Below are 13424 nucleotides of genomic sequence, written 5' to 3'. Positions count from 1 at the left end.
CCTTTATCGACAGAGGTTTTTGTTCTTATCCATCGTGTTGAGTAGCGGCTCGATAACACATGTCTGTTTCCCTTTAAGCTTTATGTGCAATGCCACCGGTAATTGCTCACTTTTGATATACATCACGCCAGATTGACCGACATAACCAATACTCTGTTGTTTAGCATCTGTGATTTCTGTTCCAAAAGGTAAGCTATCGCCATTAGCAAGAGCGCCACGGATGATATAAGTTTGTCGAGTATCAGTTTCGAGTTTGATGTAACTTACCGCCCCTTGATATGGACTTACATTAGCCATATTACCGAGCACCTCAGCGCCTGCGGTTTTCTCTGTATCTGTCAAGGTATAGGTATTGGTTCTATAGGGGGTGGAGTTAGCGACTAAAACAACACCTTGTTGATTAGTTAAGGTAGTTTTATCGGCATTGACCATCATGTCACTGGCCATTGGTGCATCAATGATGGTGTAGGTCTGTCCTGTTTCTCCTGAAAAAACAATATGTCCAGGAATAGCAACCAGAGTTCCTTTGGCGCCTAAACCCGTTTGGCGGTAATTATTGGCCTCTGTGTAAGATCCTGAAAGTGTGCTAGAGGGAAGCTGATAGCTGACGTTCCCACCAACTAAGTTATTACCACCGCTTTGGTTCGTTGCAGTTAACGTATAATTGACTTGGTCATTTTTACCTGCAATACCACTGACACTCAGCGTAGTTTGTTGATAACGAGAGTCGGTGAAATAGCTTCCCATACTAATATTGGCGCGTTTTTCAAATAAAGAAAAAGGAATACTAAAGTTGGCATAAATACGAGTTTCTTCTTCGCTGTCGTAATTGCGAACACGTGAAACAGACACACTATAGGAAATATCGTTATAATTGTTTGCGTAACCGGCTTGATATTCACGGCTATTACCGTTTGCATTCCAATAATCACGGTGTGTACCCGATATGAATACCGAACCATAACCATCAGCTAATTGTTGGTTTAAATTCAACGTAAATGTATTTTTAGCACGTGAACCACGTAAAGCGTCATAATTAGTGAGTGAAAGCTCAGGTGGAATATTATTGCCGAGTTTTTCTGATAACTGGTCTTGATAAGCTTTCCAAGCGCGATAATTATCTTGGGAATAAATGGCATCAATAAAGCTATAGTAACCACTTGTGGAATAACGATATGACGCCAAGGTTAAATTGGTCGATGTTGCATTAATATATTTGTTATAAGTCAGGCGGTAGCTTTGCCCACTGTGATTTCCTGAATCCAATTTAGTATTTGCTTGCGTAATGTCAGCTGAAATGGCTCCAAAACTAAAATTCCAACCACTCCCTATAACGCCAGAATAGTATTTTTCGCTAAATAGCATTCCTGCATAAAGCGTCACTAAATTATTTAACCCATAGTGAAACTCACCTTGAGTAAATTTGGGTTGATAATGGGTATTGTCAATTTTAGTTTGCCCAGCAATGAGGCTGTAATTATAAACGCCCTGTTTGAGCATGTCAGGTACAGCAGAATAGGGCACAGTAAAGGTTTCTTGCCTTCCATCAGCTTCTTGGACAACGACGAATAAGTCACCTCCACCAGCACTAGGCTGAAGGTCATTAAATGCAAACTCACCAGGGGGAACGCTTTCTTGATAAACCAGATTATTATTTTGGTACACGCTGACTAAGGCATTTGTTTGAGCGACACCGCGTATAATAGGTACAAAATTTTGACTTGAATTTGGCAACATACTAGCTTCTGTTGCCAATGCAATCCCTCGAACTCGAATACTATTAAATAGGGCTGCGGGTGTATAAAAATCACCTAATTTCAACCCGGATTTGATTGCACTAAGAGGACGATAAATATAACGGGTATTGTTTTTCCATTTTTGGCTACTATGAGAGCTATGTCGATAGCTGGATTCATCTCTAAATTGCCAAGCGCCTAAATTAACGCCTGAATTTAAGGTAGCAAAAAAATTGTCACTGCTGGTTTTAGAGTTTTTTTTCTCTTTGTAACTATAATAATTTGTATTATAAGAAAAAATAATTGCAGGTTCGCCATAATTCCAGAGACTGGGGTCAATATAGTTAGCTTCGAGTTGTTTCAGAGCGACTTGAGGGACGGTAATATCGAGTCGTAGGTCGTTGATATTGAATTTATATTTTATATTGGCCACTAAATCATCAATAGGAATAAATGGCTGTTGTTTGGTTTGTTCAATCACCTCAGAAGATAAATTCAGGTTTAATTTCTGCACATCATCAGCAGCAAGGCTAATCAGTTTACCATCATTATTGATATCAATTTCAAATTGGCCTTTCCAACTATTATTTACATAAAGCTCGGCTAATTGTTTACCTGATGGAATTTTACTGTCGGTATAGAATCGTGAAATATCTCCTTGTGCAGATTTACCTACCAATAGGGAAGTCTCAAACTCGTCCGCTATTGAGTTCTTTTGATAACTTTGTAGTCCTATTAAGATTAGGAGGTAGAGATAGTTTTCTTTTTTCACGATGATTTCTTCTATTAAAGTTTAATGTTTTTAGATTTGAAAACACCATAGTCATCCACATACATTAAAATAAGATCGTGGCTTTTCATTGTTCCTTTAATAGGTAATTCTTTTTCAGACATAGGGGCAATCATCGCAGAATCAATTAATGAATTATTTTTATCGTCCGATGGTGTGATAGCTGCAATAGTTAAATGGTATTGCGAGTTATTTTTAACTAATATGTTATTATTTTTAATCTGGTAGCTCGCATGATTAATTATTTCATCGGAGGATTCGGTTAGCCCAATAGGACGATAAAAAATTTTAATTCGTGAGCGTGTGGCTAGCTGAATTGCATTCTTGCCTTTAGCAGATTCTGGAGTTTTAGGAATATCTAAAACATTTAAGAAAAATACACTTTCAACATTGTCAGGAAGTTTTCCGGGTATTTTTTTTATTTTTAATTGCTGACCTTGTAAACCTTCAATTTTAACAATAGGAGGGGATAAATAAAAAGGCGCTTCAGAATTCTCAGGTGTGGAATTTTCATCACCGTTATCAATCCATGACTGAACAAGAGACGATGTTTTGCTATTATTGGTTAATTGTACAGTAATACTATCAGCGTCATCAGGATATATAATTCGAGTGCCTGTAATAATAATATTAGAAAATGTTGAGCTCGAAAATAAAATAGTGAGTAATAAAACTAGAGTTTTCATAATAGTATCCATTTAAAGCCAGGCTAATAAAAGCCTGGCTAAGTCATAATTATAAATAGGAAACTGTATATATTACATTTGATTGCAAAAGACCGACTTTGGCAGCAGTTGCATTAGTTTTATAATAACTGGCAATTAAATTGAGTGTAGCTCCTGTTGCACCACCAGTGTCAGCCCCTGTAAGGTTAGTATCAAAGGCCACATTGAGTGGAATTGCGGTTGTTGGAGTGCTGGTTTTAGATAAACTAAATCCAACATTTTTAGCAACGGAAGCATCATTTTCATTGACGGAAGTATTCACTAAATACAAACCGGAAGGGGAAATATTACTTGATGAATAAAAGTGTAATTTCAGATTACTTACAGGAGTGCTCGCAGGTGCGCAATCAGAGAAAGTTAAAGAAAATTGTTTTTGATTTTTAGAAATAACCGTCGCAGCAGTGGTCCCTGCATCTGTTACGGTTATTGGGTCAAGAACAACAGTCATATCGGCACTATTTCCGCCATTAATAGTACAAGTTGTATCGCTTATTGCTCCAGAAATTGAAATAATTCCTCCAGCACTATTAGTTATTGCAAGTGCTGAACCTGATATAACAGATAACGAAAGTAAAGACAGAGGTAGTATATATCTAGACATAATTAACCCCATAAGGTCAAAGTAAAATAAAGTGATATAACTTTGATTAACAGCCAAATGTAAATTAGCTGTGTTATTTTATGCTAGATATAAAATATATTTTTTTCAAATTAAAAGTCAAAAAAATATTTAATGAGATTAATGTCTTTTTTATATATATGAATTTAATGTGATATTGTTTTTCTAATTATTTCAATGTGACTCGTAATAAGTGTAGTTTTTTAGTGATCAGTAGTTTATCTTTTTGAGTATTTTTTGTTGTGCATGTTATTGTGACAAGGATAAAGGTAAATTAACTTAACAATAAACAAAAGTTACATTAATTTGTGGAATCAAATAAAATTTAATTTATAAAAAATTAATTGATAATAAAATGGCAAGTCATAGTTAATGACTTGCCATTGAGATATAATCTTATCTTATAAGCTTGGCAGGAAGGTCGTAAATACAGGCATAAAAGTAACTAAGAGTAATACGATAATTAATGTTAAGAATAATGGCATAACTTCACGAATAAAATCAGAAATACGTACACCAGTAATCGATGTGGCAACAAACATGACTGTTCCCATTGGCGGTGTTAAACAGCCGATAGCTAAATTAAGGATCATGACAATACCAAAATGGATAGGGTCAATTCCTAAAAGTTTTACCGTAGGCATTAATAATGGAACAAGAACAATAATTGCGGCATTACCTTCAATAAACATACCTAAAATTAAGAGCACAGCATTGACAATCATTAAGAAAACATATGGATTGTCAGAGAAATTGGTCATCATTTTGGCGACATCTTGTGCCACTTGCTCATTCGTCAATACCCAAGCTAGTGCAGAACAAGTCATGATAATCAACATAATACTTGCTGTAGAACGCGCTGTTTCTAAAAATGAGGCGGCAATGTCTTTTAACTTCATTTCGCGATAAAAGAAAGTACCAATTATAATAACGTAAAGTACAGCTATCGCACCCGCTTCGGTCGGTGTAAAGATCCCAAAGCGAATTCCACCAATAATAACAAGCACTAAAAGGAAAGCAGACATCGCCCCTTTACCTGTTTGGTAAACTTCAGCAAATGTAGGAGCTTTATCTCTAGCAGGTTTGTATCCACGTTTTTTTGCAATAAGATAAATGGCAAACATTAAAGCAACGCAGCACATTAAACCTGGAATGATCGCGGCCATGAACATTTTGCCAATAGAAACATCAGCAACAAATCCATAGATGATTAATGCAATACCGGGTGGAATAATAGGTGTTATTAATGACCCTGCAGCGGTAACAGCGGCAGAGAAGCTTTTCCCATAACCTAATTTGGTCATCTCGGGCACTAGCATTTTAGATAACATTGCACAGTCAGCAAGGTTAGATGCAGAAAGCCCACCCATCATTGTACTTAATAATACGTTAGATTGGGCAAGTCCCCCTGGATAGTGACCAGACAGTGTGCCAGTAAATTTTAACATTCGGCTAGTGATACCGGTGTAATTCAAAAGGTTACCTAACAGAATGAAAAAAGGGATTGCGAGTAATGTGACATTTTCTCCTGCCCCAATAATGCGCTGCACGGCAATAAGAGGAGAGATATCACCGACAGAAAAGAAATAAGTGAGCAATGCAATAAGCACACTTAAAAAAATAGGAACATTAATTAAAAAGCAAAATATTAATACGATACAGGCGATAACTACTGACATGGTTTATCTCCTTTTATTAATTTACTCATGTCTTCCAGTAAATGTTGAATAGAAAATAACACCATGATGGATGCACCAATAGGAACAGAAAGGTCGATATAGTAATAAGAAACACCAATAATTGGTGTTATTTTATCTTCTGCGATAATCGAGAGTTCATATCCAAGATAGCCAAAAATTGATAAAGCAATAATGGCCATAATATGAGTGATAACCGCGATAGCTAATTGTACTTTTTCAGGAAATAAAGAGGTAATTGCATCAATACTGACATGCATTCTTTTACCCGCAGCGGATGCTGCACCAATCATCACCAACCAAATGTAGCAAATGATTAAAACTTCCTCACTCCACATTAAAGGGTCATTAAGAAGCCAGCGCATGAATACAGCAAGAATAGTAATAATGACAATAGCGGCAACGGCAAGTGATGCCACTATATCACTTAATTTCCCCAGAAATTTAAACATAAAAGATCCTTGCGAGAACAATAGTTAACCGTTTGTGTTGTTAAAATATTGGCGGTGAGTACCGCCAAGTCATAGGGTTAATTATTAATAATATCTTGAGTTTGTTGATATAAGTTCGCAGACCATTCAGGGAACTCATTATAGAAAGGTTTAGATTTTTCTTTGAAGAGCGCTCTATCTACTTCAACAACCGTGACGCCTTCACTTTTCATTTTTTCAATAATTTCTTTTTCTTGTTGTAGGACTAGATCTGTTAAGAATTGCCCAGCTTCATTGCCTGATTCAACTAAAGCCTGTTGAATATTTTCGGGTAATTTATCATAAGTTTTACTGCCCATGACTAAGTTGGTCACGTTCTCTACATGGCCCGTTAGGATCAAGAACTTAGCTGCTTCATGGTGTTTTTGCCCATATAGCACTGGGATTGGGTTTTCTGCGCCATCAATAATTTTAAGATTAAGTGCAGTATAAACTTCAGCTAAAGGTAATGGTGTGGGTGTGGCACCCATTGCCTCTAAACCTTTAATTTGAATTTTATTATTGGGAACGCGAATTTTTAAACCTTTTAGGTCATCTGGGGTTTGGATCATTTTATTGGCTAAAATATGGCGTGAACCATATAGCCAATCTTTAGAAACGACATGAAGGCCTTTTTTATCTAATTGTTGTTCTAAAGAACCATACCAAGGCGAGGCGTTCAATTTAAAAATATCTTTATAAGATAGCCCTAAATATGGTCCAAACATAATGCCGTAATCAGGTACATAATCAGAGAAGAAGGCACCATCCGCTAAAGTAATTAATGGGCTACCTAACTTCATTTGTTCGATGACATCTTTTTTAGAACCTAATTGCGAACTTGGATAAGGGATTAATTCACCTTCACCATTGGTTTTTTCATTGAATTTTTTTGCCCATTCGTGGATAGCTAAGTCAAATGGCTCTCCGGGGTTATTTTCATAAGCAACTTTTAGCTTATATTTAGCATCTGCAAATGCTGCTCCTGTCATGCTGCCCATTAATAGCATTGTGCTGAGTGTTAAGCTAAGAAGTGTTTTTCCGTTTAATGTGCTCAGTTTCATAAATGTATCTCCTGTAGGGGGATTTATTGTTTTAAGTATTTATTATTTCTTTCTAACAAACGTATTTTTTGCGTAGCATTGATTCTGTACCATTACTCAGAATTTCAGTAACTTTCTGGCTCACATCATCCTGTAATTTCGGTATTTCGTTGAGGTCTAATCCCCATAAATCAGACATCGCTAGCACATTTTCAGTAAGTTGTTTTACATTTGAGTCATAGAGTTCATTCCAAGCTTTAAAGCGTTCCAGTAAATAATCATCATCATTTAAAGGAATGATTTTCCCAGCCTGCTCTCCTCGGTAGAAAACAATCAACGCAGCAAGTGAAAATGAAATGCAATAAGGGATTTTATTGTATTGATTAACGTAAGAGATTAATTGGGGTAATAAGCGAGTTTTAAATTTAGTTAGTGAGTTAAGCGAAATTGAGATTAATTCATGTTCTATATATGGGTTATTAAAACGGTCAATCACTGCGGAAGCAAAAGCTGCGAGCTCCGAAGGGCTTTGAGATAAAACAGGAATAACTTCATTATCAATTAAATCTTTAATGAAAGATAAGAAAATGGGGTTGGTAGTGACATCACGAACAGTTCTAATGCCTGCTAAGTAAGCAACGGGGACCATCGCAGTGTGTGCACCATTCAAAATTGCCACTTTACGCTCTTTATAGGGTTTTATATCGTCGACAACTTTGATATTTAATGGTAATTCATTTAGTTTTAGTTTTTGCTCTAATACTTTTGGTCCTTGAATGACAAACAAATAGAAATATTCAGCTGTGACGAGAAAATCGTCTTTATAACCTAATTCTTTTTCTAGTTTTTCAATTTCATTTTTTGGATAGCCAGTAACAATTCTATCGACTAACGTAGAACAAAACGTATTACTGTCATTTAGCCAAGCAATAAAATCTGCGGGAAGTTTCCAGTCTTGCGCATGTTTATTCACAAATTCTTGTAACTTGTCGCCATTATAGTCAATTAACTCACATGGGATGATGATTAACCCTTTACTGTTATCACCATTAAAATATTGAAAGCGGTGAAATAAAAATTGCGTAAGTTTAGCCGGGAAACTACTTGCCGGTGTATCTTCTAGGCGTACGTCGTGCTTATATACGATCCCTGCTTCAGTTGTGTTAGAGAATACCCATTGTAAGTCAGGATTTTCTGCACACTTTAAAAATTTATCATATTCAGAGTAAATAAGTATTTCACGATTAACGGAATTAATTATTCTTATATTAGAAACGCTTTGTTTTTGTTCATTAATTCCCCTGGTGATGGCGGTATAAAGTCCATTTTGTTGATTAATTGAGGGATGTGATGAGTCAATTGGCCTAACAATAGTAATACCACTATTGAAGTCTGTTTTTTCATTCAGTTGGTCAACCATCCAGTCGATAAAAGCACGTAGAAAATTACCTTCTCCGAATTGTAGAATTCTTTCTGGGTATTGCTTGTTAGCCATTGACTGTCGATTTAAGTAATCCATGACCATTCCTCTAGTTATTATGTGTATTAATCATCTGGTGTTGACTCAGACTAGAAGTATTTTTTTCTATGGGCTATTAATTGAATCAATTTTGTGGAATGAATGGCTTTTTGATGTTTTTAATGTGTTTTTTATCAGTTAAAAACAGATGAATTATTGATGGATTAAATGTATTTAATAAATATTTATTTTAATTAATTGAAAAATAACAAATATTTTTTGTTGTTATAATTTTGAATAATAATAATTTTATAATTAAGTTGTTTTTTTTACTAAAAAATTCAGGTTTTATTTGATGTGTATAATTATCGAGAAAATGAAAGGCTGTTGTTGGCCATCCATTGGCCTAGCATGTTGGTGCTATTTATTCATACGTTTGCTGTATGGAATTGATCATCGTTCGTTTAGCGGTATCTAAATGGTGACGAAGTTCATTCATCGCAACAATGTCATTACGGCTAATTAAAGCACTTAAAATGGTCATATGTTCTTCAATTGCCAGTACATTTCTTTCTTTTAAGTCAGATTCATCCCACTGGTATTGAAAGTGAAATATCACAGTGATGATTTCAAGAGACTGATTAAAAAATGGGTTGTTCGCACCCGATAAAATAAGACTATGTAGCTCATAATCGAGTTGGGAAAAGTCGCGGTAATTGATAGTCACCGTTTCGCGCAGTGTTCTATGCTTGAGTAATAGCTCTTTCGCTAAAATCCAACGATGGTCATCTGCGGGTAAATTTAAAAAGTGAGTAAGGGCGTTGGTTTCCAGTAATTCTCTGAACTCAAAAAGTTTTTCTGCATATTCACGTGAAAACTTCATCATATGCCAATTTCCTCGGTGGGTGTTTTTAATTAACCCATAACGAGAAAACTCCACTAAAAACTCTCGGACAACGCTAGAGCTCACATGGCTTTTTTTCGCCAATTGTAACTCAGTAAAAGTATCTCCAGGCATCAACTCTTTGCGTTTTATCATTTGGTAAAACGCTTTTTCGAATAAGACGATTTGTTGATCTGGAAGGCTTGACTCAACTGGGAAAAAATCAGTTTTATTGGGATAGCGAATGACATGGTATTCATTCCCTTGTTTTTCAATGATTTTCTTTTCTAGTAAATATTCAAGGGTATGTCTAACGGTGGTTCGACTGATATTAAACATTTCCGCTAAAGAAGATTGTGATGGGAAGGGAGACGTTAATAAATTTTTATGAATCGCATCTAAAAATTCGTTAATTGACCCATAACGTATATTTTTACTCCTTACCATTTAAATGCCCCTTAAGCTGTTTTTTATTCTTTAAAGACCGATTTAAAACCGATTTAAAAACATTTAATCACAAAATTTGGTTGCTAAGTATCTAGTCTATGTTTTTTAAATTAAAAAAGACAGATAAATTGATGGAGGAAAACATGAAACAATTGATTTGCCAGGAACCTAAAAAATTAGTCTACCAAGAAGTCGCTGAACCTACAGCTCAAGTTGGGCACGTAAAAATAAAAATACATGCAGTTGGAATATGTGGAACTGATATTCACGCATGGGGAGGAAATCAGCCATTTTTCCAGTATCCACGTGTATTAGGCCATGAAATTTCTGGAACTATTTGTGAGGTTGGTTCTGATGTCACTCAATGGAGAGTAGGGCAGCGTGTTGCCGTGATGCCTTATGTTGCTTGCTATGAGTGTGGGGCTTGCAAAAGTGGTAAAACAAATTGCTGTGAAAAAATTTCGGTGATTGGTGTTCATGAGGATGGTGGTTTTTGTGAGTTCTTAAACGTCCCACAAAACAATGTGTTAGCCATTGCGGATACCGTTACTGATATTGACGGGGCGTTAATTGAACCTTTTTCGATTAGTGCTCATGCCGTGAGGCGTGCACAAGTTAAGCCTCAAGATACTGTTTTAGTCGTAGGGGCGGGTCCGATAGGGCTTGGTGTCGCTGCGATTGCCAAAGCGGACGGTGCTAACGTATTAGTTGCTGATACCAGTGAGGCACGTCGCCAACATGTTGAAAAGGTATTAGGTTTAAAAACGTGTGACCCAGCGGCTGAAAACTACTTATCAAGTATTGAAAGCCATTTTTCAGGCATGCTTGCAGAGAAAGTCATTGATGCAACGGGGAACCAACACGCAATGAACACTGCAGTGAATTTAATTCGTCATGGCGGTTTGATCGTGTTTGTTGGGTTATTTAAAGGTAATTTATCGTTTCCAGACCCTGATTTTCATAAGAAAGAAACAACAATGATGGGAAGTCGTAATGCAACGCTTGAAGATTTTAATAAAGTTGCAAGGTTGATGGCGGAAGGGAAACTCGCGAGTGAAATGATGCTAACTCATCAATTTGATTTTAATTCTATTGGTGATAGTTATGAGCAAGACGTGATTAATAACCGTGAGCTAATTAAAGGTGTTATCTTATTTTAATACACATCAAGCCATTTAATCAGTAAAAAACACCCACACAAAACAGTCGAATTGTGTGGGTGTGAAAATTCAATAAGTTACCGGATTAACGTTTTAATGATTCCGATAATTCATTTTTCATGACAGACAGTATGTCTCTAACAACGCGTGGGCTACCTGCGACTAAGTTACCTGATGCGATGTAATTATGGCCGCCAATAAAGTCAGTCATAATACCGCCAGCTTCACGCATGATCAGCTCACCACCTAAGAAGTCCCAAGGTTTTAAGCCAATTTCAAAGAATGCATCAACACGACCGGAAGCAACATAGCATAGGTCTAATGCGGCAGAACCCGTACGACGGAAATCAGCACATTTGTCGAACATTGCAGTCATGATATTCATATATACCGCAGCGTGTTGTTTTTGTTTGAAAGGGAAACCTGTCGCAACGATAGCGCCATCAAGGTCGCGTTTTTCATCGATACGAATACGATAACCGTTAAGCTGAGCGCCTTGTCCACGTACTGCGCTAAATAATTCATTACGCATTGGGTCGTAAACAACAGCAACCTCTGTACGGCCTTTAACGCGTACAGCGATAGAGACAGAAAAATGAGGGAGGCGTTTTGTGAAGTTGGTAGTGCCATCCAGTGGATCGATTACCCATTGAATATCATCATCTTTACCAATTAACTCACCACTTTCTTCAGTGATAATCGTGTGGTCTGGATATGACTTGCGGATGATTTCAATAATTAGCTGCTCAGATTCATGGTCAACGTTAGTAACGAAATCGTTAGTGCCTTTCTGAGTGACTTTGATATTGCTAGGCATTTCATAGTTTTTAGCTATGTGATTACCGGCCTTACGTGCTGCACGTATGGCGATGTTAAGCATCGGATGCATGGGCTTTTTCCACTGGAATGTTAAAGAACGAAAAACTTGAGTGCCGAAGTATATAGATGTTCGTCACAATAAGCAATTTTGTGTTAAGCTATTGCGATAATTTTTTCATGAAACGTATAAACCATGTTAGATAATATCCGTATTGTTCTTGTTGAGACCTCACACACTGGTAATATGGGCTCAACGGCCCGTGCAATGAAAACCATGGGGCTTTCTAATCTCTATCTTGTTAACCCTCTTGTTGAACCAGACTCACACTCTATTGCGCTATCTGCGGGGGCGAGTGATGTTATTGGTAATGCAACAATCGTTAAAACCCTCGATGAAGCCTTAGAAGGTTGTAAGCTAGTGATCGGCACCAGTGCTCGTTCTCGCACCTTATCTTGGCCAATGGTTGAGCCGCGTGAATGTGGCGTTAAATCTGTAGAGCAATCGAAGGAATCTCCCGTTGCTATCGTTTTTGGTCGCGAGCGAGTGGGTTTGACCAACGAAGAACTACAAAAATGTCAGTATCATTTATATATCCCCACGAACCCAGAATACGGCTCTTTGAATTTAGCGATGGCGGTTCAACTGGTGAGTTATGAGATACGCATGGCGTATCTTTCAATGGATGAAAAAAATACGGTAATTTCAACAGATGATGAGGTAGAATACCCGCCATCAGAAGACGTTGAGCGTTTTTATGTTCACCTTGAAAGCGTGTTGAATGAATCGGGTTTTATTCGTAAAGCACACCCTGGCTTAATTATGAATAAGTTACGTCGGTTATTCACACGTGCACATATTGAAACCCAAGAGTTACATATCCTGCGGGGTATTTTAACGTCAATGGAAAAATGGGCGAAAAAGTGAGGCGAAATCCACGGTAAAAACAGGCAAATAATACTTGAGTAAATTAGTCAGGTAAATAGTTGACTAAATTACTCAGGAATGTCACAATCTGACCATAATTTACCATGGAGTAATATGTTATGAGACTCACTTCCAAAGGGCGTTACGCAGTAACTGCGATGTTAGATGTCGCATTACACTCTCAGTCAGGTCCAGTGCCTTTAGCTGATATTTCTGAACGTCAGGGGATTTCCCTCTCTTATCTTGAGCAACTTTTTTCTCGTTTACGTAAAAACGAGTTGGTTTCGAGTGTGCGCGGTCCAGGCGGTGGTTATTTGCTTGGTAGAGACGCAGACCAAATCTTTGTTGCTGAAGTAATCGCTGCGGTAGATGAATCTGTTGACGCCACCCGCTGTCAGGGTAATAAAGAAGGTTGCCAAAATGGCGACCGCTGCTTAACTCACGCATTATGGCGTGATTTAAGCGATAGAATTACAAGTTTCCTTAGCAGCATTAGCCTTGATGAACTGGTTAAAAACCAAGAAGTCATGGTTGTTGCTGATAGACAAGATAACGAACAGCGTAAAACCATGCCTAATGGGATTACACCTGAATCGATTATCAATGTACGTGCTTAAAAATATTAAAAAAATTGCAGTCGGTACACCTCGG

General features: G+C 37.1%; 12 protein-coding genes. 3 read left to right on the top strand and 9 right to left on the bottom strand.

The window, feature by feature from the left end:
* Positions 1-3: 3 nt before the first annotated feature.
* From G6Q48_RS16095 to G6Q48_RS16060, 8 genes are all read right to left on the bottom strand, one after another.
* Positions 4-2508 (bottom strand): fimbria/pilus outer membrane usher protein, encoded by a 2505-nt coding sequence (locus G6Q48_RS16095; RefSeq protein WP_166267546.1) that lies wholly within the window; start codon positions 2506-2508, stop codon positions 4-6.
* A gap of 14 nt (positions 2509-2522) precedes the next feature.
* Positions 2523-3212 (bottom strand): fimbrial biogenesis chaperone, encoded by a 690-nt coding sequence (locus G6Q48_RS16090; RefSeq protein ID WP_166267544.1) that lies wholly within the window; start codon positions 3210-3212, stop codon positions 2523-2525.
* 49 nt (positions 3213-3261) lie between these two features.
* A complete protein-coding gene (locus G6Q48_RS16085) occupies positions 3262-3852 on the bottom strand; it encodes a fimbrial protein (protein WP_036958998.1) in 591 nt (196 codons plus the stop codon).
* Positions 3853-4271: 419 nt separating this feature from the next.
* On the bottom strand, positions 4272-5549 hold the full coding sequence (locus G6Q48_RS16080) for a TRAP transporter large permease (protein WP_102137540.1): 1278 nt from the start codon (positions 5547-5549) through the stop codon (positions 4272-4274).
* Positions 5540-6019 (bottom strand): TRAP transporter small permease, encoded by a 480-nt coding sequence (locus G6Q48_RS16075; protein WP_004264924.1) that lies wholly within the window; start codon positions 6017-6019, stop codon positions 5540-5542. Before G6Q48_RS16075 ends, G6Q48_RS16080 begins: the two co-directional genes overlap by 10 nt.
* Before the next feature lie 77 nt (positions 6020-6096).
* Entirely contained in the window at positions 6097-7101 is a 1005-nt protein-coding gene (locus tag G6Q48_RS16070; RefSeq protein WP_102137541.1) for a C4-dicarboxylate TRAP transporter substrate-binding protein, read from the bottom strand.
* A 52-nt stretch (positions 7102-7153) separates the two neighbouring features.
* A complete protein-coding gene (locus tag G6Q48_RS16065) occupies positions 7154-8599 on the bottom strand; it encodes a tagaturonate reductase (RefSeq protein ID WP_206276254.1) in 1446 nt (481 codons plus the stop codon).
* A 364-nt stretch (positions 8600-8963) separates the two neighbouring features.
* Complete coding sequence (locus G6Q48_RS16060) at positions 8964-9869, bottom strand: GntR family transcriptional regulator (RefSeq protein ID WP_102137543.1); 906 nt, start codon at positions 9867-9869, stop codon at positions 8964-8966.
* A gap of 143 nt (positions 9870-10012) precedes the next feature.
* Between G6Q48_RS16060 and G6Q48_RS16055 the strand changes: the two genes are divergently transcribed.
* Positions 10013-11029 (top strand): zinc-binding alcohol dehydrogenase family protein, encoded by a 1017-nt coding sequence (locus G6Q48_RS16055; RefSeq protein WP_166267540.1) that lies wholly within the window; start codon positions 10013-10015, stop codon positions 11027-11029.
* 85 nt (positions 11030-11114) lie between these two features.
* Here G6Q48_RS16055 and suhB read toward each other — a convergent pair whose 3' ends face one another.
* The gene (gene suhB / locus G6Q48_RS16050; protein WP_102137545.1) at positions 11115-11918 is read right to left on the bottom strand and encodes an inositol-1-monophosphatase; all 804 of its coding nucleotides are present in this window, start codon (positions 11916-11918) and stop codon (positions 11115-11117) included.
* A gap of 123 nt (positions 11919-12041) precedes the next feature.
* On the opposite strand from suhB, the gene trmJ reads away from it, so the two are divergent.
* A complete protein-coding gene (gene trmJ, locus G6Q48_RS16045) occupies positions 12042-12773 on the top strand; it encodes a tRNA (cytosine(32)/uridine(32)-2'-O)-methyltransferase TrmJ (protein ID WP_102137546.1) in 732 nt (243 codons plus the stop codon).
* Positions 12774-12892: 119 nt separating this feature from the next.
* Positions 12893-13390, top strand: a complete 498-nt coding sequence (iscR, locus tag G6Q48_RS16040; RefSeq protein WP_004264917.1) for a Fe-S cluster assembly transcriptional regulator IscR — start codon at positions 12893-12895, stop codon at positions 13388-13390.
* The last annotated feature ends 34 nt before the right edge of the window (positions 13391-13424 follow it).

Source organism: Providencia sp. M-27 (assembly GCF_011077905.1).
In the GTDB taxonomy this organism is placed as follows: Bacteria; Pseudomonadota; Gammaproteobacteria; order Enterobacterales; family Enterobacteriaceae; genus Providencia; species Providencia huaxiensis.
This window is presented reverse-complemented; position numbering and strand designations above follow the sequence as displayed.